The sequence below is a fragment of the Massilia sp. WG5 genome, assembly GCF_001412595.2.
In the GTDB taxonomy this organism is placed as follows: Bacteria; Pseudomonadota; Gammaproteobacteria; order Burkholderiales; family Burkholderiaceae_D; genus Telluria.
In genome coordinates, this window is sequence record NZ_CP012640.2 from 700,434 (window position 1) to 723,944 (window position 23,511).

Annotated in this window: 20 protein-coding genes and 1 pseudogene; 5 read left to right on the top strand and 16 right to left on the bottom strand. The window is 68.6% G+C overall.

What is annotated here, in order from left to right; genetic code table 11:
* Window positions 1-8 precede the first annotated feature (8 nt).
* From AM586_RS03055 to AM586_RS03080, 6 genes are all read right to left on the bottom strand, one after another.
* Window positions 9-614, bottom strand: coding sequence for a hypothetical protein (locus AM586_RS03055; protein ID WP_047825298.1), 606 nt, complete (start codon window positions 612-614; stop codon window positions 9-11).
* Window positions 611-1,783 carry a PilW family protein gene (locus tag AM586_RS03060; RefSeq protein WP_047825299.1) on the bottom strand — a complete coding sequence of 391 codons (1,173 nt, stop codon included), beginning with the start codon at window positions 1,781-1,783 and terminating at the stop codon, window positions 611-613. The genes AM586_RS03055 and AM586_RS03060 overlap by 4 nt, the downstream gene beginning before the upstream one ends.
* Window positions 1,780-2,211 carry a prepilin-type N-terminal cleavage/methylation domain-containing protein gene (locus AM586_RS03065; RefSeq protein ID WP_052233992.1) on the bottom strand — a complete coding sequence of 144 codons (432 nt, stop codon included), beginning with the start codon at window positions 2,209-2,211 and terminating at the stop codon, window positions 1,780-1,782. Before AM586_RS03065 ends, AM586_RS03060 begins: the two co-directional genes overlap by 4 nt.
* Window positions 2,208-2,804 carry a GspH/FimT family pseudopilin gene (locus AM586_RS03070; protein ID WP_052233980.1) on the bottom strand — a complete coding sequence of 199 codons (597 nt, stop codon included), beginning with the start codon at window positions 2,802-2,804 and terminating at the stop codon, window positions 2,208-2,210. Before AM586_RS03070 ends, AM586_RS03065 begins: the two co-directional genes overlap by 4 nt.
* 32 nt (window positions 2,805-2,836) lie before the next feature.
* Window positions 2,837-3,253 (bottom strand): type IV pilin protein, encoded by a 417-nt coding sequence (locus AM586_RS03075; RefSeq protein ID WP_047825301.1) that lies wholly within the window; start codon window positions 3,251-3,253, stop codon window positions 2,837-2,839.
* A 179-nt stretch (window positions 3,254-3,432) separates the two neighbouring features.
* Window positions 3,433-3,924 (bottom strand): GNAT family N-acetyltransferase, encoded by a 492-nt coding sequence (locus tag AM586_RS03080; protein WP_052233981.1) that lies wholly within the window; start codon window positions 3,922-3,924, stop codon window positions 3,433-3,435.
* A gap of 173 nt (window positions 3,925-4,097) precedes the next feature.
* Between AM586_RS03080 and AM586_RS03085 the strand changes: the two genes are divergently transcribed.
* Complete coding sequence (locus AM586_RS03085; RefSeq protein ID WP_047825302.1) at window positions 4,098-6,443, top strand: GH92 family glycosyl hydrolase; 2,346 nt, start codon at window positions 4,098-4,100, stop codon at window positions 6,441-6,443.
* A 26-nt stretch (window positions 6,444-6,469) separates the two neighbouring features.
* On the top strand, window positions 6,470-8,749 hold the full coding sequence (locus AM586_RS03090) for a GH92 family glycosyl hydrolase (protein ID WP_047825303.1): 2,280 nt from the start codon (window positions 6,470-6,472) through the stop codon (window positions 8,747-8,749).
* Here AM586_RS03090 and sigJ read toward each other — a convergent pair.
* Window positions 8,710-9,645: an RNA polymerase sigma factor SigJ gene (sigJ, locus tag AM586_RS03095; RefSeq protein WP_082439618.1), complete on the bottom strand. Its 936-nt coding sequence runs from the start codon at window positions 9,643-9,645 to the stop codon at window positions 8,710-8,712. The two genes, AM586_RS03090 and sigJ, sit on opposite strands and share 40 nt — an antisense overlap.
* A gap of 107 nt (window positions 9,646-9,752) precedes the next feature.
* Here sigJ and AM586_RS03100 point away from each other — a divergent pair.
* Window positions 9,753-10,195: pseudogene (locus AM586_RS03100) on the top strand (carboxymuconolactone decarboxylase family protein).
* A 12-nt stretch (window positions 10,196-10,207) separates the two neighbouring features.
* Here the strand turns inward: AM586_RS03100 and AM586_RS03105 are convergent.
* Together AM586_RS03105 and AM586_RS27960 are read right to left on the bottom strand one after the other, a co-directional pair.
* A complete protein-coding gene (locus AM586_RS03105) occupies window positions 10,208-10,525 on the bottom strand; it encodes a hypothetical protein (protein ID WP_197416451.1) in 318 nt (105 codons plus the stop codon).
* A gap of 4 nt (window positions 10,526-10,529) precedes the next feature.
* Window positions 10,530-10,688 carry a hypothetical protein gene (locus AM586_RS27960; RefSeq protein ID WP_156328217.1) on the bottom strand — a complete coding sequence of 53 codons (159 nt, stop codon included), beginning with the start codon at window positions 10,686-10,688 and terminating at the stop codon, window positions 10,530-10,532.
* A 234-nt stretch (window positions 10,689-10,922) separates the two neighbouring features.
* Here AM586_RS27960 and AM586_RS03110 point away from each other — a divergent pair, with 234 nt between their 5' ends.
* Window positions 10,923-13,373 carry a PAS domain S-box protein gene (locus AM586_RS03110; RefSeq protein ID WP_162600515.1) on the top strand — a complete coding sequence of 817 codons (2,451 nt, stop codon included), beginning with the start codon at window positions 10,923-10,925 and terminating at the stop codon, window positions 13,371-13,373.
* 23 nt (window positions 13,374-13,396) lie between these two features.
* Here AM586_RS03110 and AM586_RS03115 read toward each other — a convergent pair whose 3' ends face one another.
* The 7 genes from AM586_RS03115 to paoA all read right to left on the bottom strand — a co-directional run bounded on the left by AM586_RS03115 (window position 13,397) and on the right by paoA (window position 19,564).
* Window positions 13,397-13,780: a nuclear transport factor 2 family protein gene (locus tag AM586_RS03115; RefSeq protein ID WP_047825305.1), complete on the bottom strand. Its 384-nt coding sequence runs from the start codon at window positions 13,778-13,780 to the stop codon at window positions 13,397-13,399.
* Between the two features lie 27 nt (window positions 13,781-13,807).
* Window positions 13,808-14,674 (bottom strand): protein phosphatase 2C domain-containing protein, encoded by an 867-nt coding sequence (locus tag AM586_RS03120; protein WP_047825306.1) that lies wholly within the window; start codon window positions 14,672-14,674, stop codon window positions 13,808-13,810.
* 74 nt (window positions 14,675-14,748) lie between these two features.
* Window positions 14,749-15,165, bottom strand: a complete 417-nt coding sequence (locus tag AM586_RS03125) for a secondary thiamine-phosphate synthase enzyme YjbQ (RefSeq protein ID WP_047825307.1) — start codon at window positions 15,163-15,165, stop codon at window positions 14,749-14,751.
* A 20-nt stretch (window positions 15,166-15,185) separates the two neighbouring features.
* A complete protein-coding gene (locus tag AM586_RS03130) occupies window positions 15,186-15,632 on the bottom strand; it encodes a hypothetical protein (protein ID WP_047825308.1) in 447 nt (148 codons plus the stop codon).
* 104 nt (window positions 15,633-15,736) lie between these two features.
* Window positions 15,737-17,938 carry an aldehyde oxidoreductase molybdenum-binding subunit PaoC gene (gene paoC, locus AM586_RS03135; RefSeq protein ID WP_047825309.1) on the bottom strand — a complete coding sequence of 734 codons (2,202 nt, stop codon included), beginning with the start codon at window positions 17,936-17,938 and terminating at the stop codon, window positions 15,737-15,739.
* Window position 17,939: 1 nt separating this feature from the next.
* Window positions 17,940-18,893 (bottom strand): xanthine dehydrogenase family protein subunit M, encoded by a 954-nt coding sequence (locus AM586_RS03140; RefSeq protein WP_047825310.1) that lies wholly within the window; start codon window positions 18,891-18,893, stop codon window positions 17,940-17,942.
* A complete protein-coding gene (gene paoA / locus AM586_RS03145; RefSeq protein WP_047825311.1) occupies window positions 18,890-19,564 on the bottom strand; it encodes an aldehyde dehydrogenase iron-sulfur subunit PaoA in 675 nt (224 codons plus the stop codon). Before paoA ends, AM586_RS03140 begins: the two co-directional genes overlap by 4 nt.
* Before the next feature lie 141 nt (window positions 19,565-19,705).
* Here paoA and AM586_RS03150 point away from each other — a divergent pair, with 141 nt between their 5' ends.
* On the top strand, window positions 19,706-23,500 hold the full coding sequence (locus AM586_RS03150) for a DUF4132 domain-containing protein (protein ID WP_229411180.1): 3,795 nt from the start codon (window positions 19,706-19,708) through the stop codon (window positions 23,498-23,500).
* Window positions 23,501-23,511: the final 11 nt, after the last annotated feature.

Below are 23,511 nucleotides of genomic sequence, written 5' to 3' on the forward strand. Positions count from 1 at the left end.
TGTGGGCGCTAGGCGCCGATCTGGACAATCATCTGGTTCGTCACGCTGGTCCCGCGTGCGCCGCTGATGCGCGCCGTGATCACGTAGTGCAGCATGGGCGAACCCGCATAACTGGGGGCGTCGCTGGCGCCGCTTTCGCCGAACGGCAGGCGGTTGCCGGCAGCGCCGGTGTTGGCGGCGGTCTGCACGCAGTGGTTCTTCTCGTCGTCGTAGGCGCCTTCCAACGCGCACAGGCGGTGGATCACGTACTCGATGTGGGTGCCGGCGTCGACGTCGATGGTCTTGCTGCCGGCCCAGAAGCCGCTCTGCTCGCCATCGCGCGGGGTCTGGCTCGTATCCAAGCGCGCCACGTAGCCGTGGTCGGCATTCGAGCTGTTCAGCGCGGCCTTGCTGGATGCCGAGGTGCTGCGCAGCCAGGCAAAGGCTTCGTGCAGGCCCTGGTCGGCCTGGCGGCTGAGGGTCGCATCGTAGGCCAGGTTGCCGGTGGTAAGCGTGGTCGAATGCGTCGCACGCAGCAGGTAGATGCTGCCGACCAGCATGACCGCCAGGATGATCAGCATCACCGGCAGGGCGACGCCCTGCTCGCGGCGCGGGAAATTCGGGTGGCGGATCATGCGCTCGGCCTCCAGCTCGCATTGCGCAGCGGGACGATGGTTTCGAAAACGCGGTAGCGGTAGCAGCGCCAGTCGACCGGGTCGCCGGCGACCGCGACCTCGATCGTGACCGGCACCGCGGCGACGCCGGCCGGCGCCTTCATCGCAAAGGCCACCGGCTTGGCGCTGGTGGCGCTGCAGGCCGCGCCGGCGCTCGCGCGCTCCGGATTCTTGCTGCGCGCGACCACCGCCAGGCGCACCGCGGCGATGCGCTGCCAGTCGCCGGCGCTGCCGGCCACGCCGTCGCCGTCGGCGTCGATCATGGTGTTCGACCACTGGCTGGCCTGCATGCCGGCGTCGGGGTTGAAGGCGGTGCCGGTCCGGGTGTCGAAGCCGTATTGCGCCTTCAGCGAGACGATGTTGTCTGCCACGGCGGAACCGGCCCCGCCGCCGCCGATGTCGGTCGCGCCGAGGCGCAGGAAGCCGTCCGCAACCGACCAGGTGTGGAAGGACAGCGAGGGACCCGGACCCAGGTTGAACACGCGCGCCGCGTTGGCGCCGAAGCTGGCGCCCAGGTCGCCCCCGTTGTAGCGGTAGGCCGCGCTCTTCGAGACCACCAGGTAGTGCTGGTCCGGCGGCAGGGCGTTCGGGTCGTCGGACAGCTGCGCCAGAGAGCAGTCGCCGCCCGCCTGCAGCGGCGCCACCACGATCACGTCGCGCTGCGCGAAACCGTAGGTGTTGCGGTCGATGTAGATGCGGGCGCCGCTGGCGTAGTCCTGCGTCAGGCTCAAGGTCGCGGTGCCGGACACCGCGGTGCCGGAATAGAAGCTGACACGGTCCGGACCGCTGTCATTGTGTTCGATGACGACCGGCGCCAGCGGCGTGATGTCGGCGCCGCCGCGCTTGGCCGGGGCCAGCGTGTAGCCGCCGGTGTCGCTGAAGTGCGTATTGCAGCCGGCCAGGATCGGGTCGTTCAAACCGAAGCCGGCCTGGTTGGCGTCGCCGCTGATCGAGAACAGCGCAAGCATCCCGTTCTGCATCGAGTCCGAGCCGCCCATCGCCGACTGGCGGTTCTGTTCCGAGCCGCTGAGCAGGCGCATGGCGAACAGCAGCGCCAGCATGCCGATCACGACGCTGATCATGAGTTCGACGAGCGAAAAGCCGCCGCTGGCGTGAAGTCTGGCTTTCATGTGGCGGGTGCGATATAGGAAGTGACCGTATGCTGGTTGGCGGTGGCGCCGGCCTGGCGCGTCCACTGGATCGTCACCGTCACCTGCCCCAGCGTGGTTCCGCTCGCGGGCACGACGGCGACCGTGATACCGGCGTTCGGGATGTGGCTGCGGGTTTCGTCGTACCAGGGCTTCAGGGTGGCGCTCGGCGTGCCTTTGGCGGCCAGCGCGTAGGCCGCCATGTTGGCCTGGTCGGTGGTCATCACGCCGATCAGCTTTTCGGCGGCGATGGTGGCCTCGGCGCGCATGCCGGTATCGGCCAGCGCCGCGTAGGACCGCCCCTGCAGGCCGATGGTGCCGAGCAGGCCGATCCCCAGCAGCACGATGGCGACCAGGACCTCGATCAAGGCGATGCCGGATTCCCGGCGCGGACGGCGTGCGATCATCATGGCGGCGGGCACCCGCGCGAATCGTGGGCGGCCACACCCGGATCGCAGATGCTGGCGGTGCCGGCCAGGGTCAGCACCACGGCCAGCGGCTTGAACGTGCCGCTGCGGCCCGGCGCCGGCGTCAGGTCGATGCGGGTAACGCGGGACGCGACGCTGCCGTCGACCCAGCCGAGCGGCGTGAAGTACACGGACTGGGCGCCGGACGGGCTGAGCGCGAGCATCATGGCGCTCGCGGCCGGCAAGCTGTCGCTGCTCCGCGCCACCGAGCGGAAACCGTGTGTCTGGTCCGGATCGCCTTCGGCCGCCGCAGCGGCGGTCGACCAGCTGCCGCTGTCCGCGTTGCAGGGCGTGGACAGGGTCGGGAAGCAGATGTCGACCTGCCAGTCCTGCTGGCCGCTGACGCTGTTGTCGCTGAGGACCAGGCGGCTGGCGCTGTTGTGGGCGACGGCCTGGGCGCGCGCGAGCTGGAAGCCTTCCTTGTAAAACGCGGCCGCGGCGGCGGCCTTGCGCGCTTGCAGCCAGCCCGACAGGTTCGGGATGCCGACCGCCAGCAGCACCGCCATCGCGGCCAGCGCAACCACCGCTTCGATCAATGTGAAACCGCCTGCCGCGCGGCTGATGGGCCTTATTGCACGCACTTTCCGCCCTTGCGGTCAACCCAGCAGCTGCTGCTGCCGGTCCAGCCGGACGGGACGCCGGTGGTGGCGCGGCTGCCGTTCTGGTCGATGGTAAACACGAACTGGCCGGCCATGCCCTTGCCGGTCGCGGTGAGCTTGAAGCTGGAGTCCGAAGTATCGGCGCTCAGCGCATAGTCGAAATAGTCGCTCGACGCCGGCACCGGCAGGCCCACATAGGTGCGGTTGTTGGACCAGTATTCCTCGGCTTTCGGCTGGATCGCGCTCAGGGTCGTGAACGCTTCGGTGAGGCGTCCGCGCAGCACGTAGCTGCCGTAGGCCGGAATTGCGACGGCGCTCAGAATGCCGATCAGTGCGAGCGCAATCAGGATCTCGATCAATGTAAAACCTGCCTCACGACGTCCCATCACACTGTTTCCTCGCATGTATCCAGCTTCCAGCAAAAAGATTTCCGTACGTCAATAATAATGCAAAACATGGAAATTTGGTCGCTGGAAGTGCTGCATCTGCGAAGTTTGTTGCGCAAAGACGCCGTCATGACATGGTTTATTTGCCAACTCAGTGAGCAAACCAGCAATCTAATTGCTCACGCGTCAAGACATCGCCGCATATAGACGGCGCCGGCAGGGTAAGTCGCCAGGGCGGCGGCGCCCTGCCCCGCCGCGGCCACGCCGAAGCCGAGGTTTTCCCAGAAGCGGCGCGCATCGAGCACCGCGACCAGCGCACCGTGAACCAGTCCGTGCGCGCGGGCAGCCCCGAACAGGGCATCGGCCAGGCGCCGTCCGAGTCCCTGTCCATGCGCACGCGGATGCACGGCCAGGTCGTGGACGTACAGGGTGTCGCCATCCGGCGCGGGCGCGAAGCCGGCGTTCAGCGGCGTGACCCGGCCCAGCCTGGAAGGATAGGCGAACACATAGGCGCAGACGCCTTCTCCGTCGCAGGCGACGAGGGTGGTGGCGGACGCGCTGCGCAGGCGGGCCAGCACGACCTCGGCCGGCTCCTGCATGGATGGCGGATAGCAGGCCGCCTGCACGGCCAGCACGGCGTCCAGGTCCTGCTCCTGCATCGGGCGCGGCATGAGGTGATGTCCTTGGTTCGGCATGGGGCGGCATTATGCCCGATCCGGACGAGCCTTTCCCATGCTCCTGCCCTTGTTTAGTAAACCTTGGAAACTTCAGCGCGCATGCATCGTGCCTATTGCTGCGGAATAATTTTCACGCTATGTTTCCTAAATTGCACTGAGGAGACACTATGGGCAAGCGCATCTCACTTACCGCCATGTCGCTGGCGGCCGGCCTGCTGTGCGCCGGCCTGGCCGGGGCCGCCCCCGGGCCGGCCGGCAGCCGCGTGGCCGAGGTCAACGTCTTCGTCGGCACCGGCGGCGACGGCCACACCTTCCCGGGGGCGACGCGTCCCTTCGGCATGATCCAGCTCAGCCCGGACACCCAGGTCCGCCATTTCCGCCAGAGCTATCCCTGGGCCGCCGGCTACCGCTACGAAGACGATTCCATCCTCGGCTTCTCGCACACGCACTTCTCCGGCGCCGGCCACTCGGACCTGGGCGATGTCCTCCTCATGCCCACCAGCGGCGAACTGAAACTGGAGCCGGGCTACCCCGAGCGCCCCTTCAGCGGCTACCGTTCGCGCTTCTCGCACAAGGACGAACATGCGGAACCCGGCTACTACGCCGTCAAGCTGCTCGACAACGAGGTCGAGGTCGAACTGACCGCCAGCGAACGCGTGGGCCTGCACCGCTACCGCTTCAAGCCGGGTGCCGAAGCGCGCGTGGTGCTCGACCTGCGCAGCAGCATCTACGACTGGGCCGGCAAGAACCTGTGGTCGCGCCTGCGCCTGCGCCTGCGCGGCCACGACACCCTCACCGGCATGCGCGAGACGCGCGGCTGGGCGCCCGGCCGCCAGCTCTATTTCGCCATCCGCTTTTCCCGTCCGCTGCAGGCGCACCAGTTGCTGAACCGCGAGGAAGGCGTCGAATACAAGGGCTTCGCCTCGCCCGGCAAGAACCCGTCCGAGAAGGTGCTGGTGGAGGGCAAGGCGCTCGAAGCGGCGCTCGACTTCGGCAAGCTCGGCGACACTCCGCTGCTGGTGAAGGTCGCCGTATCGGCGGTCAGCGAAGACGGCGCCCTGGCCAACCTCGACGAGATGCCGGGCTGGGACTTCGACCAGGAGCGCAGCAAGGCCAGCGCCGCCTGGGAGCAGGCGCTGGGCGCGGTCGACATCGAGGCGCCGCAGCCGATGAAGCGCATGGTCTACACCAGCCTGTACCACAGCCTGCTGGCGCCCAGCCTGTTCATGGACCGCGACGGCCGATACCGCGGCCCCGACAATCAGGTGCACCAGGCCGACGGCTTCCGCTTCCACTCGACCTTCTCGCTGTGGGACACCTACCGCGCCCTGCATCCGCTGCTGACCCTGATCCAGCCGGAGCAGCGCAACGCCGACTTCGTGCGCTCGCTGATCGCCTCGCAGCAGGCCAGCCCCTACGGCATCCTGCCGGTCTGGCAGTTTGCCGGCCTGGAGACCTGGTGCATGATCGGCTACCACGCGGTGCCGGTGATCGCCGACGCCTACATGAAGGGCATCCGCGGCTTCGACCCCGAGCAGGCGCTGCGCGCCATGACCGCCAGCGCCGAGTACGGCCCCTACGGCGGCCTGCAATACTATATGCAGTACGGTTACGTGCCGATCGACCTGGAGCCGGAAGCCGCCTCCAAGACCGTGGAGTACGCCTTCGACGACTGGACCATCGCGCGCATGGCCGAGAAGATGGGCAAGCAGGACGTCGCCGCGCGCTACTACAAGCGGGCGCAGAACTGGCGCCATGTATTCGACCCGAAGACCGGCTTCGTCCGCGCACGCAAGTCGACCGGCGAATTCCGCACGCCCTTCGATCCGGTGCAGTCGAACTTCGGCAGCGACTATACCGAGGGCAGCGCCTGGCAGTATTCCTGGTATATGCCGCACGATAACGCCGGCCTGGTGAAGTTCCTGGGCGGCGACGCCGGCCTGCAGGCGAAGATCGACCAGGTGTTCGACGCCAGGATCGACGCCAACGTCTACGCCCACATGGAAGACATCTCCGGCCTGATCGGCCACTACGCACACGGCAACGAGCCCTCGCACCACGTGGCCTACCTGTACAACTACGCCGGCGCGCCATGGAAGACCCAGGGCCGGCTGGCCCAGATCGTCGCCAGCCAGTACAAGGATGCGCCGGACGGCCTGGCCGGCAACGACGACCTCGGCCAGACCTCGGCCTGGCTGGCGTTCACCGCGATGGGCTTCTATCCGGTGGCGCCGGCCAGCAACGAGTATGTGATCGGCCGGCCCTTCGTCGAGCGCGCCACGCTGAACCTGCCGAACGGCAAGCGCTTCACGGTCCTGGCCAGGAACCTGTCGGCGGCCAATCCTTACGTCGGCAGCGTGAGCCTGAACGGCCAGGCGCTGGCGCGCAGCTACCTGCGCCACGAAGAGATCCTGGCCGGCGGTGAACTGGTGTTCACCATGCAGGCGACCCCGAACACGGCCTGGGGCAAGGACAAGCGCGCCCGCCCCTACACCCAGACCGCCTACCAATGACAAGTACAAGAAAACAAGGAGAACGCATGCGCCATCTGCTGCCGATCGCCGTCCTGCTCGCCGCCAGTATGGCGCAGGCCGCGCCGCTGGATTACGTGAACCCCTTGATGGGCACGGCCAGCAAGCCCGAACTCTCGAACGGGAACACCTATCCGTCCGTCGCCCTGCCCTGGGGGATGAATTACTGGACGCCGCAGACCGGTGCGATGGGCAACGGCTGGGCCTATACCTATGACGCCGACAAGATCCGCGGCTTCAAGCAGACCCACCAGCCCTCGCCGTGGATGAACGACTACGGCCAGTTCGCCGTCATGCCGGTCACCGGCAGGAAGCGCTTCACCCAGGACGAACGCGCGAGCTGGTTCTCGCACAAGGCCGAACTCTCCAAGCCCGATTACTACCGGGTCTACCTGGCCGACAGCGACGTCACCGCGGAGCTCACGCCGACCGAACGCGCGGCCCAGTTCCGCTTCACCTTCCCGAAGACCGACCAGGCCTGGGTCGTGATCGACGCCTTCGACAAGGGCTCGTACGTGAAGATCCTGCCGGAGCAGCGCCGGATCGTCGGCTATTCGACCCGGCACGCCGGCAAGCCGCTGCAGAACTTCCGCAACTGGTTCGTGATCCAGTTCGACAAGCCCTTCAAGAGCAGCGAAGTGTGGGACGGCGACCGGCTGATCGAAGGCAGCACCGAGGCGAAGGTGCAGCATGCCGGCGCCATCGTCGGCTTTGCTACCTCCGACGGCGAAAAGGTCGGCATGCGGGTCGCTTCTTCCTTCATCAGCCTGGAACAGGCCGAGCGCAACCTGGCGCGCGAGATCGGCAACGACGATTTCGACGCCACCCGCGCCAAGGCGGCGAAACGCTGGAACGAGGTGCTGGGCCGCGTCGAGGTCAAGGGCGGCAGCATCGACCAGCAGCGCACCTTCTATTCCAGCCTGTACCGCATGGTGCAGTTCCCGAACAAGCTCTACGAACTGGATGCCGCCGGCAAGCCGGTCCACTGGAGCCCCTACAACGGCCAGGTGCTGCCCGGTACGATGTTCGCCGGCACCGGCTTCTGGGACACCTTCCGCGCCCTGTACCCCTTCCTGAACCTGATGTACCCCTCGATCAACCGCGAGATGCAGGAAGGCCTGGCGAACGATTTCAAGGAAGGCGGCTGGCTGCCCGAATGGTCGAGTCCCGGCTACGCCAACGTCATGGTCGGGAATAATTCGGCCTCGGTGGTGGCCGAAGCCTGGCTGAAAGGCCTGCGCGGCTACGACGTCGAGACCCTGTGGCAGGCTGTCGTCCATGGCGCGAACAATGCCGGACCGATGGAAGCGGTCGGCCGCGCCGGGGTCGAGGACTACCAGCGCCTCGGCTACGTGCCCTACGACTCGGGGCTCAAGGAGAATGCCGCGCGCACCCTGGAATACGCCTACGACGACTTCGCCATCTACCAGCTCGGCAAGGCGCTCGGCAAGCCGCAGTCCGAGATCGCGATCTACGCCGAACGCGCCCGCAACTACCGCAAGCTGTTCGACCGCGAGACCGGCCTGATGCGCGGGAAGAACCGCGACGGCAGCTTCCAGTCCCCGTTCAACCCCTTCAAGTGGGGCGACGCCTTTACCGAGGGGAACAGCTGGCATTACACCTGGTCGGTGTTCCACGATGTGGCCGGCCTGGTCGACCTGATGGGCGGGCGCAAGGCCTTCGTCGACAAGCTGGACCAGGTCTGGAGCCTGCCGCCGGTGTTCGACGACAGCTACTACGGCCAGGTAATCCACGAGATCCGCGAGATGCAGATCGCCGGCATGGGCCAGTACGCCCACGGCAACCAGCCGATCCAGCACATGATCTACCTGTACGACTATGCCGGCGCGCCGTGGAAGACCCAGTACTGGGCGCGCGAAGTGATGAACCGCCTGTACCGCGCTACCCCGGACGGCTATTGCGGCGACGAGGACAATGGCCAGACCTCGGCCTGGTACGTGTTCTCGAGCCTGGGCTTCTACCCGGTCACGCCGAGCGTGCCGCAGTATGCGCTGGGTGCGCCGCTGTTCCCCGAAGCCGTGCTGCACCTCGAGAACGGCCGCAGCGTGACCATCCGCGCGCCCGGCAACAGCGATGCGCGGCGCTACGTGAACGCCCTGCGCATCGACGGCAAGCCGGTGAGCCGCAACTGGATCGGGCACGACGAACTGATGCACGGCGCACGGCTCGACTTCGACATGGCCGACAAGCCGAACCGGGACCGCGGCACGGCGGCGGCCGACGCGCCCTATTCCTTCTCGACCGACAAGGCGGCGCCGCACCGCTGAGGCTCAGGGGACGCGGCCGGGCGCAGGCTGGACAGGCAGCCCAGCTTGTCCGGGTTGCGCACTACGTAGATGGCGGCGATGCGGCCGTCGCGCACATCCAGCGAGGTGACCGAATCCGGCTGGCCGTCGCGCCAGGTCAGCAGCCCGGGCGCGCCGTTCACCGAGATCAGCTGGTGGCGGCCCTGCCCGGTCCATTTGCGCTCGATGCCGACCACCAGGCGCGCGACGCGTTCCGCGCCCAGCACCGTCCGCACGGTGGTCTTGACCTTGCCGCCGCCGTCGCCCATGTAGCTGGCGTCGGCGGTCAGCAGTTCCTGCACCCGCTCCGGCACGCCCGAGCGCGCAGCCTCGATGAACCTGCCCAACAGCGCCAGATGCTGCTCGCGCCCGACCTCGAAGCGCGGCCGCGCCGCGCGCACGCGTTCGCGCGCACGCTGCAGGATCTTGCGGCAGGCCGCCTCGGTCTTGCCGAGCATCGCCGCGAGTTCGCCGTAGTCGAACTCGAACACCTGGTGCAGCAGGAACACCGCGCGCTCTTCCGGCCCGAGGCGCTCCAGCATCAATAGAAAGGCGGTCGAGATGTCGCCGGCCGCTTCCAGCGCGGCCTCGGGCGGGTCGGCGGTTTCTCCGATCAGCGGTTCCGGGAGCCAGGGGCCGACGTAGCGTTCGCGCTCGGCGATGGCGCCGCGCAGCCGGTCGATGCTCAGGCGCGTGACCACGGTGACCAGCCAGGCTTCGGGACTGCGGGCCTCGACGGCGCCGCCGTGCTGCCAGCGCAGCCAGGCTTCCTGGAGGATGTCCTCGGCGTCCGCGCGCACGCCCAGCATGCGGTAGGCGATGCCGAACAGGCGCGGGCGCAGGCGCTGGAAGATGTCGATGCTTGTGTCCATATCCATTAGACGCGGCAGCTCAGTGGATTGTGACAGTTAATCGGCCCTGTCACAAACCGGGCGTCCCGTTCGACTAATGGAGGCAAGCCAAGCACACACCTGAAGGAGAAAACATCATGCAACGCCTCGATTTTGCTAAAGCCTCGCCCGCCGCCTACAAAGCCCTGCTCGGCGTCGAAAAAATCATGTCCGCGAATCCGGTCTCGAGCACAGCTTGCTCGAACTGGTGAAACTGCGCGCTTCCCAGATCAATGGCTGCGGCTATTGCGTCGACATGCATTCACGGGATGCGCGCCAGGCCGGCGAGTCGGAACGGCGCCTGTACGCGGTGGCCGTGTGGCGCGAAACACCCTTCTTCAGTCCACGCGAGCGCGCGGCCCTGGCCTGGACCGAAGCCCTGACCCGGCTGGCCCGGCAGCAGGAACTGGACACTGACTTTGCGGCGCTGCGGGAACAGTTCAGCGAGCGGGAAATGGTCGACCTGAGCCTGGCCATCTCGGCGATCAACAGCTGGAATCGCCTGGCGGTCGGCTTCGGCGCGCAACCGGCGGGGTAAGGGAAGGACGGCTCAGCTGCCGGCGATCGGGCTGCCGAAGATGCCGACCGCCAGCTCCGCCCACAGCAGCAGCAGGGCCAGCAGCAGGCCGCCGCCGATGGCGCGCCGCTGCGGCGCGGAGCGGAGTTTGCGGGTGAGCAGGACATGGAGGCTGCCGATACCGGCCAGCAGCATCGCGGCGACGGCGAAATCGAGCGGTCCCCAGTCGACTTCGCGCGTGAAGCGCATCGCCACCAGCGGCACCAGCAGGATCGCGCCGGCGCCAAGCAGGGCACGGCCCAGTTCCCTGGCGAGGCTGCCCTGGTCCTGAACGTGTGGGGAAGCCTTCATGGCGTCAGAGCGGCGCGGTCTGGACGATGCCCAGGGTGGATTTTGCCAGGGCCATCGCCACAGGCAACGCACACAGCACGAGCACGACGCCGATGCGGACGCGGCGGGCGCGCTGCTTGTGTTCCGAAAGACGTGAGAGGCGGAAGCCTTTATCCTTGTTCATGGTAGCCCTTTCTTGTGCGATGAGTATCCTTAATGATAATACGCAGTCCGGAAAACCCGCGACACGAATGGTGCGCTGAATCCATATGCATTGTTCCAGCGCATACAGCCACGTCGTTCACCCGCAACAGGTCTTGGCAAACTATGCGCAAAATATAAGGTTTTGCCCGTCTGCAGCTGCGCTAGAATCGTTTCCTTCGAATAATTGCCAGGCGGTGGGAAGATGCAGGAACGCTTGAACCTCGAAAGCATGAAGGACGTCCTGGCCCTCGCCGTGCGCGATGCGCCTTTCGGGACCCTGACCGCAAGCCTGCTGCAGGCCGCCTGCCGCCTGACCGGCGACGCGACGATGGCGGCCATCTACGTGACCGGGCCGGGCAAGGACGAATTGCTGCTGGCCGCGTCGATCGGGATGGACGACAGCCTCGCCGCCGCGCTCGCACGGGTGCCGGTGGGCGAAGGCGAGGCCGCCTGTGGCCGCGCCGCCCACCTGCGCCAGGCCGTGATCGTCGACGACATCGCTGCCGAGCCGCGCATGGGGGCCTGGCTGCCCCTGGCCCGCGCCCACGGCATCCATGCCTGCTGGTCCTTCCCCTTGCATGCGCCGGGCGGCGGCGTGATCGGCACGCTCGCCTTCTACCACCGCGCGGCCTGCGTCCCCGACCCACGCCTCGGCGACGACATCGCGTATTTTTCCGACCTCGCCGCGCTGGTGGTGCTGCGCCACCTGCGCGAACGCGACAGCGAGCGGCGCGATGCGCTGGCCCAGCAGCGCCTGGCCGCGGTGGCCGCCGAGTCCGAGCGCCGGCGTCGCCTTTACGAAGCGATCCTGTCGGCCACGCCCGACCTGGTCTACGTGTTCGACCTGAACCACCGCTTCATCTACGCCAACGCGGTCCTGCTGCAGATGTGGGGCAAGAGCTGGGACGAGTCGATCGGCAAGAACTGCCTGGAGCTGGGCTATCCCGACTGGCACGCCGACATGCATGGCCGCGAAATCGAGCAGGTCAAGGCCACCAAACGGCCGATCCGCGGCGAAGTGCCCTTCAACGGCACCTTCGGGCGCCGCTTCTACGACTACATCTTCGTACCGGTGCTGGGGCCGGATGGCGAAGTCGAAGCGGTCGCCGGCACCACCCGCGACGTCACCGAGCGCAAGCAGTTCGAGGACGAGCTGCTGGCCAGCGAGCAGCGCTTCCGCACCATCACCAACGCGATGCCGCAGATGGTCTGGACCGCCCTGCCCGACGGCAGCATCGACTATCACAACGACCAGTTCGACCAGTTCGTCGGCCTGCGCCCGGGCGAGGTCGAGGGGGACCGCTGGGCCGAGGCGGTGCTGCATCCGGACGACCGCCAGGCCGGACGCGAGATCTGGCAGCGCAGCGTGGCGCGCGGCGAACCCTACGAGATGACGTACCGGCTGCGCCACCACAGCGGCGAGTACCGCTGGATCCTGGCGCGCGCCCTGCCGCTGCGCGACGCCGGCGGCCGCATCGTCAAGTGGCTGGGCACGGACACCGATATTCACGAAAAGAAGCTGGCCGAGGACGCGCTGCAGGACGCCAACCGCCGCAAGGACGAGTTCCTGGCGATGCTGGCCCACGAGCTGCGCAATCCGCTGGCGCCGATCAGTGCCGCCGCCCAGGTGCTGCGCATCGCGTCGGCCGATCCCGCCAAGGTGCGCAGTTTCGCCGACGTGATCGGACGCCAGGTCGACCACATGACCTCGCTGGTCAACGACCTGCTGGACGTCTCACGGGTAACGCGCGGCATGGTGCAGTACGAGAAAATCGACGTCGACCTGCGCAGCGTGATCCTCAGCGCTGCCGAGCAGGTGCAGCCGCTGATCACGGCGCGCCGCCATGCGCTCTCGCTGGCGCTCGGACCGGACGGCGAATCCGCCGTCCTGCTGGGCGACCGCGCCCGCCTGATCCAGGTGTTCGCGAACCTGCTGGCCAACGCCGCCAAATACACGGCCGCCGGCGGACGGATCGCGGTCACGCTGGAACACCGCGGCGCGCACGCCAGTATCGCGGTGACCGACAACGGCAGCGGCATCGAGGCCAGCCTGCTGCCGCATGTGTTCGACCTGTTCACCCAGGGCGCACGCACGCCGGACCGCGCCCAGGGCGGCCTCGGGCTGGGCCTGGCGCTGGCGCGCACCATCGTGCTGGCCCACGGCGGCCAGATCCAGGCGCACAGCGACGGCCCCGGACATGGCAGCCGCTTCGCCGTCGAACTGCCGCTGGCTGTGTGCGGCGACGGCGCCGGCGGCGGCGCAGCGGATGGCGGTGCGGCCAGCGCCGGCGCCCCGCTGTCGCTGATGCTGGTCGACGACAATATCGATGCCGTGACCATGCTGGCCGCCCTGCTGGCCGCGGCCGGTCACAAGGTCGAGAGCTTCAGCGATCCGCGCAGCGCCCTGGCGGCGGCGCCGGCGGCCGCGCCGGACGCCTTCATCCTCGACATCGGCATGCCCGGCATGGACGGCTACGAGCTGGCGCGCCGCCTGCGCGCGCAGCCGGCCTGCCGCGGCGCCCTCTACATCGCCCTGACCGGCTACGGCCAGCAAGGCGACCGCGAACTGACGCGCCAGGCGGGCTTCGACCATCATTTCGTCAAGCCGGCGGACGCCGGCCTGCTGCTGGCCGCCCTGCGCCAGCACGGACCGCGCACGCGCTAGCCGCAGCCGGGGCCCGGCGCGGATCAGCTGCGGTCGACGATCCTGACGATGCCGCCCGCGCCGAAACCGAATTCGGAGCGGCCTCGCATCTCGAGCAGGGTGCCGGCCGCCGGACCGTCCGGGACACCGGCAGCCAGCCGGCCGCGCCAGGCAATGTCGGCAACCACCGCGCCGTCCTCGCGCACCAGGCCGACGATGCGCTGCTCGCGCTCCGAAAACAGGAGTTTCGACTGCTCGGCCAGGCGCCGGAAGGCGTCGATGCCGCTGGCCTCGGCGGTCAGCTGGCCGCCCGAATAATTCTCGAAGCGGACCGCCGGATCGAGCTGGGCCAGCATGGTCTCGATGTCGAAGGCGTTATAGGCCGCCAGGTAGCGGTCGATCAGGTCCTGCTGGCTTTGCTCGTCCATCGCCGTGCTCCTTCCGTGATTTGCGGGTCAATCGAAACGCCAGGCCACGGCCGAGGCGTCGTCGGCCTGCTTGACCGCCATGCCGGTGCCGGCGCCGGCCGCCCGTTCGTGGGCGCGCAGCGCGGCCAGCATGCCGTCCAGGCCGAAGCGCACGCAATCCTGGGCCAGGCTGGCGTCGCTGCGCAGGCCGTAGGGATCGACCAGCCGGTAGAAGCCGTCCGTCATCGCCAGCAACAGCGAGCCGGTTTCGGCCCGCAGCGAATAGCGGCGCGCCGCGAAGGGACCGGCCGGCGCCAGGCACAGCGACTGCGGCATCGGCGCCGTGTTCTGTTCCTCGCGGCGGCGCCTGAGCATGGGCAGCAGGCGCTCGCGCCGCGCGGCAGGATCGACCACGCCGTCCCGCGCCAGCGCGGCGATGGCGTCCTGCAGCACCGCCTCCTGCGGATTCACCCAGGGGTCGAGGTCCTGCACGCTGCCGTCCGGGCGCAGCAGCAGGGTCTTGCAGTCGCCGAGGCAGTAGACGATCAGTTCTGGCGCGGCCTGCCCCGGCATGCGCAGAATGCGGATCCAGGTCATGGCCGCGATCGGCCAGGCATACATCGGTACGGCCAGTCCAGCCGTGCGTTCGTGGAAATCGGCACGGACCTCGTCCAGCGCCGCGCGCACCGCCTGTTCCTGGGGGCTGTGGGCGGCCAGGGTCCGGCCGAAGGCGGCGCCGAAGCGCTGCACGAACCAGGCCACGTCGCCCTGGTCCTGGTCGATGTAGTGCCGGCCCGCGACCGAAGTGGCGCCGTCCAGCACCACGATGTCGTCCAGCTGCCCGCGCTCGAAAACCAACACATGGTCCTCGTTGGCGTGGCCGCCGCCAGCCGAGGACACCGAAGTCCAGCTCATACCATTTGCTCCCGAATAGTTGCCTTAACTATAGAACAATTTCCGCGGGGATGCAGAACAAGCCGGCTTGCACCTCAGTCACCAAGGACGGTGATGACGATCCGGCGCCGGTGCGGCGCCGTGCGGTGTTCCCACAGGTAGATGCCCTGCCAGGTGCCGAGCAGCAGGCGGCCGCCGCCGACCGGTACGCTCAGGCCGGTGGCGCTCAGCATGCTGCGGGCATGGGCCGCCATGTCGTCGGGGCCCTCGGCATCGTGGCGGTAGGCCGGGTCGCCGTCGGGCGCCAGGCGCGCCATCACGGTCTCGAGGTCGCGCCGCACGTCGGGATCGGCGTTCTCGGTGATGGTCAGCGAGCAGCTGGTGTGCTGCACGAAGATGTGGGCCAGCCCGCAGCGCAGGCCGGATGCGCTCACTGCCTCGGCGACGGCGGCGGTGATGTCGCGCGTGCCGCGCCCGGCGGTGGCGATCTCGATGGTGGTTTGCCAGCTCATCGCATGCTCGCCGGGCAGCCTTATTGGAGCAGGCGCGGTCCGGCCGACTTGCGGAACGCCGCCAGGTGGGACGAAGGAATCAGGTTGATCTCGGCCGAATGGAAGTGCTCGCACAGCGGCCGCAAGGCGCCGTGTTCCGGTTTCCAGCAGGCGGCCTGTTCGCCGTCTTCATAGATGTCGACGGTCCAGCCGGAGCCGCCGATGCTCTGCACGATCCCGCTCACGCCCGCCGCATAGGAGGCCGGCAGGTCGAAGGCGATGCGCAGCACCGTCGCTTCCGGCAGGCGCGGATAGGGCGTGGCGTAGAAGTCGTACAGTTCGGCGCTCGGCCAGAACAGGGCCAGCACCTGCTGCAGCACGGCCTGGCTGTTGGCGCCGTCGCGCCCGCTGACGACGATGCGCACGCCCAGGCGCAGCCATTCATCGGTTGCCGCCTCGGGGCGGTCCAGGGTTTCGACGGTGAGCATGACATTCGACTCCGTTGGGTTGACGCTCGTCATACTACTATCCCTGCCCGCCCAGATGCTCTCCAAAAGTCACATGGCGGCGATTCTCTCGCCGCCGGTTGCGCCTACGCCACGGTCGGCAGTTTCGACAACAGCTTGTCGAGCGTGATCGGGTAGTCTCGCACCCGCACGCCGGTGGCGTTATGGATCGCGTTGGCGACCGCCGCCCCGACCCCGCAGATACCGAGTTCGCCCACGCCCTTGGCCTTCATCGGCGAGGAGAGCGGGTCGGTTTCGTCGAGGAAGACCACCTCCTGGTGCGGGATGTCGGCATGCACCGGCACCTCGTACATGGCCAGGTCGTGGTTGATGAAGCAACCGATGCGCTGGTCGACCACCAGTTCTTCCATCAGGGCCGCGCCGACACCCATGGTCATCGCCCCGATCACCTGGCTGCGCGCCGATTTCGGATTCAGGATGCGGCCGGCGGCGCACACGGCCAGCATGCGCCGCACGCGGACTTCGCCGGTGACGGCATCGACCCCGACCTCGACGAAGTGGGCGCCGAAGGTCGACTGCTGGAATTTCTTGTCGAGGTCACCATATTCCATCTTGTCCTCGGCATTCAGCTCGCCGCCCTCGGCCGCCTGGCGCAGCGGTATGCTGTTACCGCCTGCCGACACCTGCCCATCCGTGAATTCGGCGGTCGCCGGGTCGAGCCCGAGCTTTTGCGCCACCATCTCGCGCAGCCTGGCGCAGGCCGCATACACGCCGGCGGTCGAACTGTTGGCGCCCCACTGCCCGCCCGAGCCGGCCGACACCGGATAGTTCGAGTCGCCCAGCCGCACCACGACCTGGTCGAGCGGCAGGCCCATCATCTCGGCCGCGGTCTGGGCGATGATGGTGTAGCTGCCGGTGCCGATGTCGGTCATGTCGGTCTCCACCGTCACCTTGCCGTCGCGCTCCAGGCGCACCCGCGCCGCCGAGGTCATGACCATGTTGTTGCGGAAGGCCGAGGCCATGCCGTAGCCGACCAGCCAGCGCCCGTCGCGCACCTGCCCTGGCACGGGATTGCGCTTGTTCCAGCCGAAGCGTTCGGCGCCCTGGCGCAGGCAGTCGACCAGGCGCCGCTGCGAGAACTTGCGCTCGCGCTTTTCGGGGTCGACGCTGGTGTCGTTGATGATGCGGAACATGACCGGATCCATCTTCAGCTTTTCCGCCATCTCGTCCATTGCGATCTCCAGCGCCATCATGCCCGGGGCCTCGCCCGGCGCGCGCATCGCATTGCCCTCCGGCAGGTCGAGCACCGCCAGGCGCAGCGCCGTGTAGCGGTTCGGTCCCGCGTACAGGAGTCGGGTCTGGTTGACGGCCGTTTCGGGCTGGCCGCCCGGCAGGTCGCCCGACCAGCTCTCGTGCGCGATCGCCGTGATCCGTCCCTCCCGCGTGCAGCCGATGCGGATGCGCTGGATGGTGGCCGGGCGGTGGGTGGTATTGTTGAACATCAGGGCGCGCTGCAAGGTGACCTTGACGGGCCGCCTGGCCGCCTTCGCGCCGAGCGCCGCCAGCAGCGCTTCCGAACGCAGGAACAGCTTGCCGCCGAAGCCGCCGCCGATATAGGGCGAGACCAGCTGCACCTTTTCCTCGGGGATGCCGAGCGTCTTCGCCAGGTCCTTCATGCCCCAGTTGATCATCTGGTTCGATGTGAACAGCGTCAGCTTGTCGCCTTCCCACTTCGCGATCGAAGCATGCGGCTCCATCATCGCATGCGACTGGTCGGGCGTGGTATAGGTGCCGTCGAGCTTGACCTGCGCGCCGGCCCAGGCGCCATTGAAATCGCCGGTACGGGTTTCAGGCTTGTCTTCCTTTTTCGCCAGCTTCGCCCCACCCTTGGCCTTGGCCAGGTCATATTCACCCTTGCCCTTCGCATACTCGATCTTCAGCAGCGCGGCCGCGGCACGCGCCTGTTCGAAGGTCTCGGCCACCACCAGCGCCACGGCCTGGTGGTAGTGCTCGATCTCCGGCCCGCCGAGCAGCCTGGCGGTGTTGAACTTGCCCTTGCCCAGCTTGCCCGCGCTGTCGGCCGTCACGATGGCGAGCACGCCCGGCGCGCGTTTCGCGGCACCGATGTCCATCGAGACGATGCGGCCCTTGGCGATGGCGGCGCCGACCACGTAGCCGTAGGCGGCGTCGGGAATGGCCCTGTTCTGCTCGTAGGCATAGGGCGCGGTGCCGGTCGTCTTGAATGGCCCGTCGATGCGGTCCGTGGGCCGGCCGACGACCTTCAGGCGGTCGATCGGATTGGTGCCGGCGGCAGTCGTGAATTTCATCTCAGGTCCTCCTTGCCTCGAGCAGCAAGCCGTCGATCGTGCGCTGCACGAGGGGTAGCTTGAATGCGTTGTCCTGGCTGACGCGGGCGCCGGCCAGCAGTTGTTCCGTCACCGCCCGGCCGCCGCGCGGCAGCAGCTGTTCGGCCGCGGGCAGGCGCCAGGGCTTGTGCGCGACGCCGCCCAGGGCCAGCCTGCCGCTGCCGTCCGGCTGGACGATGGCCGCGACCGACACCAGTGCGAACGCATACGAGGAGCGGTCGCGCACCTTCTGGTAGAAGTGCCGGCCGCCGACCGGTTTCGGCAGCGTCACCGCGGTGATCAGTTCCCCCGGCATGAGCACATGCTCGATGTGCGGGGTGTCTCCCGGCAGGCGGTGGAAATCGGCGATCGGGATCGTGCGCCGGCTGCCGTCCGCGCGCACGGTCTCGACACCGGCGTCCAGAACCCGCATCGCCACCGCCATGTCGCTCGGGTGGGTGGCGATGCAGGCCTCGCTGGTGCCGACGATGGCATGGTGGCGGTTGAAACCGCCGATCGCCGAGCAGCCGCTGCCCGGCCGGCGCTTGTTGCAGGGCTGGTTGGTATCGTAGAAGTAGGGACAGCGCGTACGCTGCAGCAGGTTGCCGGCGGTGGTCGCCTTGTTGCGCAGCTGCGGCGAGGCCCCGGCCAGCAGCGCCCGCGACAGCACGGCGTAGTCGCGCCGCACACGTGGATCGGCCGCGAGGTCGGTGTTGCGCACCAGGGCGCCGACGCGCAGGCCGCCGTCGCCGGTCGGCTCGATGCGGTCCATGCCGATGCCGTTGACATCGACAAGGTGGGCCGGCGTTTCGATCTCCAGCTTCATCAGGTCGAGCAGATTGGTGCCGCCGGCGATGAAGCGCGCATTCGTGCTGCCGGCCGCCGCGGACGCCGCTTCCGCCGGCGTGTGCACGCGCTGATAGGTGAACGCTCTCATGCCTCGCCTCCCGCGCTCTTGGCACCGGCGACTTCGCCGATGGCGTCCATGATGTTCGAATAGGCGCCGCAGCGGCAGATGTTGCCGCTCATGCGCTCGCGCATCTCCATCGGCGACAGCAGCGGGCGCGCATTCAGGTCGCCTGTGACGTGGCTCGGAATACCCTGCTTCACTTCTTCGAGCATCGCCGCGGCGGAGCAGATCTGGCCCGGCGTGCAGTAGCCGCACTGGTAACCGTCGTGCTTCACGAAGGCCGCCTGCAGCGGATGCAGCCGGTCCGGCGTGCCGAGGCCCTCGATGGTGGTGACGTCCGACCCCTCGTGCATCAGCGCCAGGCTGAGGCAGGAATTGATGCGGCGGCCGTCCGCGATCACGGTGCAGGCGCCGCACTGTCCCTGGTCGCAGCCCTTCTTGGTGCCGGTCAGCTGCAGGTGTTCGCGCAGCAGGTCGAGCAAAGTGGTGCGGGTATCGACGTCCTTCTCGTAGCGCTGGCCGTTCACGCGCAGCGCGACCCTGGCCGTGACCGGGGCCGGGGTCGACGCCGCCTGCGACGCGCTTGCGCCCGGGGTCTGGGCGTGCGCGCCGGCCGGCAGCGCCGCCGCGGTCGCGCCGACGGCGCCGGCGATCAGGAGTCCGCGCCGTGTGCCATTGATTTCCTGGGGTTCGTCCATATGCTCTGAATCCTTTCGCCGGTTCGGCGGCTGAGGTGGTGTGCCAGCCCCCATGGTAGAACGATTTGATGAAAATGATGAACACGGTTCGGCGCCGAAAGACGCGTGCAGGCTGAACAATATTGTTTTTCTTGCCATTCCATGGCAGCATGGGCAGTCCCTTCGTCCGCCAACGCCATGTTCAAGACCCTGCTCGGCGCCCTCGATAGCGCCATCAATTTCCTGTCTTCCGACGCCGGCCTGATCGGCCGCGGCCTTGCCGGCCTGGCCGAGATCGATCCGGCGCTGGCCACGCGCGCCGCGGCCTTTGTCGCCAAGGGCGCCGACGAGGCGGTGCTGCTCGACCTGCAGGCGCATGCGCCCGGCGCCGGCATCCTGCTCGGTTCGCCCGGGCGCCTGTACTGGGGCTGGCATGGCCATGGCCATGGCGCCGAGGTGCAGTCGAAGATCAAGTCCGGACTGGCGGCGCGCAACGAACTGTACGAGCGGCTCACGCTGGAGCCGGGTGTCGTGGCGCTGCTGGCGCGCCTGGGCAAGGTGCTGGAGGCGGCCGACCGCGGCCAGCACCTGGACCGCACGGGATCGAGCGCGCCGGACTGGCTGCAATACCTGCTGAACGATGCGCTGGCGGCCTCGATCGACACGCATGCCGGCCAGCGGGCGAAACCCGAGCGTCCGGCCTGGGACGTGCGCCTCCTGCGCGCCCTGCTCGATGACGCCGGCCTGCCGGCCGCGATGGCGCTGCCAGTCGTGTTCGAGCGGCGCGAAGTCTCTTCCTACCACCTCGACGAGGTCTACAAGCGCCTGCTGGCGCCCGGCGCGCTGGACGACTACATGCTGGCGCATCCGGACGACGTGGCTTCCACGGCAAAGGCGCTGTCGGCATCCGGCAAGGTGCTGCTCGCCAATCGCATCGGCGGCAGCGTCTCCCTGCGCGAGCGCTACGCGGCGCTGCTGGTGCGCCTGGCCGTGGGCGACAGCAAGACCGTGCGCGCGGCCGCGGCCCGGCATCTGGACGCCATCGACCGCGACCAGGCCGCTGGCCTGCTCGACGCCGTGCTGCGCAGCGGCTCGGGGGAAGAGCGGGCGAATGCCGCCGACGCCCTGGCGCGCCTGCAGGGTCCCGCCGCTGCGGCCATCCTCGAAGCCGCGCTGGAGCAGGAAGCGAGCAAGCCGGCGCAACAGGCGATCCGCGCCGCCCTGTCGCGCATCCACGCCGCCAGCGATGCCGCCGAAGTCGAGCTGCCCGAACCGCCGCCGCTCCCGCCCTTCGAGGAAACCCGCTTGGGAGAGGATGCCTTCGATCTCCTGCTGGAGAACCGGGTCCAGCTGACCGAGCAGCTCAAGCGCGCCGCCGAGGCCGAGGCGGCCGCCGCCAAGACCTCGAAACACGAGCTCCGCTGGCAGCGCAGGCATTACGCCACCTACCTCACGCTCGGCGAGCATCACCTGCGCGCCGCGCTGCAGGCCCTGAACGGCGAGGCCAAGGGCGCCGAGGTCTTGCTCAACCCCAGCGTCGATGAGACCCTGGCCTTCGGCGGACGGCTCGAGGGCCGCGCCGATTATGGCCTGCTCCAGGCCCTGCGCTGGCAGCGCCACGGCCGCCACGGCCACAATGCCTGGGCCCATCCGCACTTCCAGGCCTGGCTGCGGCGCCAGGACCCTGCCCAGGTCGACCTGCGCCGGATCGAGGAAGCGGCGGTGCGCTGCGGCTTCGAGCCGGGCACCTTCGCCGCGCGCTGCCTGCAGCAGAGCTGGGACCCGCAGATGCTGCCGCAGGCGGTGCTCCCGCCCGACCGGATCTGGCCCTGCCTGGCCCAGTATCCGGCGCTGATCGACGAAGGACTGGGCATGACGGCGCAGGCCGCACGCGAACGCTACGCCGGGCTTGACCTCGGCCACACGCTGTCGGTGCTGGCCACCTTCCCGGTGCTGCCGGCGCGCTGGCTGCCGCGCGTGATGGAACTCGCGCTCGGCGAGGGCAAGACCCACCGCCTGGCCGCCCAGCGCGTGCTGGACAGGCTGCCGGATATCGGCCGGCGCGTGATCGATGCGCTGGCGTCGAACCGCCAGGAGGTGCGCATCGAGGCGGCGCGCTGGCTGGCGCGGCTCGGCGACAGCAATGGCCTGCTGCGCGCTTCCATTCCGGCCCTGAACGCGGCGCTCGACAAGGAGACGCGCGAGACCGTCAGCGCCGAGCTGATGACGGCGCTGGAAAAACTCGGCCAGGACCTGTCGCCGCGGCTGGCGCCCGAGGTCCTCCTCAAGCAGGCGCGCAAGGGCCTGAAGGCGAAACCGCCGGCCGGCCTGGCGTGGTTCCCCTTCGAACAGCTGCCCGCCTGCGCCTGGCGGGACGGCAGCCCGGTCGATCCCGAGATCGTGCGCTGGTGGGTGATCCTGGCCGCCAAGCTGAAGGAGCCGGCCGCGAACGCCCTGCTCGAGCGCTATCTCGGCCTGTTCGACCCGGCCAGCCGCGCCGCCCTCGGCCGCTTCATGCTGCTGCAGTTCATCGCGCGCGACACCCGTCATCCGCCGCTCGACGAAGCGATGGACCACGCCGCCCGCGAAGCGCCGGCGCGACACAAGTACTACCAGCAGTGCGCGAAACAGTACCCGCAGTTCTACGAGGCCCAGGGCAAGTTGACGCCGGAGCAGGTGTTCGAGGAGCTCAAGCGCGAGAAGCTGGCCGAATACCTGGGCAGCGCGATCGGCGAGAAAGGCATCCTGGCGCTCAGTTTCGGCGCCCCGGGCCACGAGATCGTCGCCGCCATCCAGCAATACATGCGCGACCATTATCCGCGCCGCGCCCAGATCGAGGCGATGCTCGAAGCGGCCGCGGTATCGCGCGAGCCGGCGGTGATCCAGCTGATGCTCGCGGTGGCGCGGCGCTACCGCACGGCCTCGGTGCAGCAGAAGGCGCGCGACCTGGTGGTCCGCATCGCCGAACGGAATGGCTGGACCCAGGACGAACTGGCCGACCGCACGGTGCCCACCGCCGGCCTGGACGAGTCCGGCCGGATGACGCTCCGCTACGGCGCGCGCGATTACACGGTGGTGCTGGACGCCGGTCTCAGGCTGGCGCTGCGCAACAGCGAGGGCAAGTCCGTCGCCGCGCTGCCGGCCGCGCGCCAGGACGATCCGCCCGAGGCGATCAAGGAAGGCAAGCAGCAGCTCTCGGCCAGCAAGAAGGAGCTCAAGCAGGTGCTCGACCTGCAGCAGGCGCGCCTGTACGAAGCCATGTGCGCGGGCCGCGCCTGGCCGGCCGCCGAGTGGGAAGAATTCATCCGCCGCCACCCGATCGTCGGCCGCCTGGCGCAGCGCCTGCTGTGGGCGCGGCTCGGCGACGATGGCCGGGCCGCCGTGCTGTTCCGTCCCAGCGAGGACGGCAGCCTGATCGACGCCGCCGACGACGAGGTCGCGCTGCCCGCGGACGCACGGGTGGCGCTGGCGCACGCGAGCATGCTGGACGAAGAAAGCGTGCATGCCTGGCAGGCCCACTTCAAGGACTACAAAGTGGCGCCGCTGTTCGACCAGCTCGCACGCCGCCTGCCGTCGTTCGACGCCGGCAGCACGCAGATCGGCGACCGCCTGGGCTGGACCAGCGACACCTTCACGCTGCGCAATGCCTTCGGCAAGCTGGGCTACCAGCGCGGCTCGGCCGAGGACGGCGGCGTGTTCTTCGAGTACACCAAGGACTTCGCCGCGATCGGCATTCGCGTGGCGATCGAATTCTCCGGCAGCCAGCTTCCCGAGGAAAACATGCCGGCCGCCCTGAAATCCCTGAGCTTCCTGCCGCTGTCCGCGCGTTCGGGCCACGGTCCGCTGCAGCTCGACAAGGTTCCACCCATCCTGCTGGCCGAGGCCTGGGGCGACTACCACACGGTGGCCGCTTCCTGCGCCTTCGATCCGGAGTGGGAACGCAAGATGCCCTGGTAGAGAACACTGAG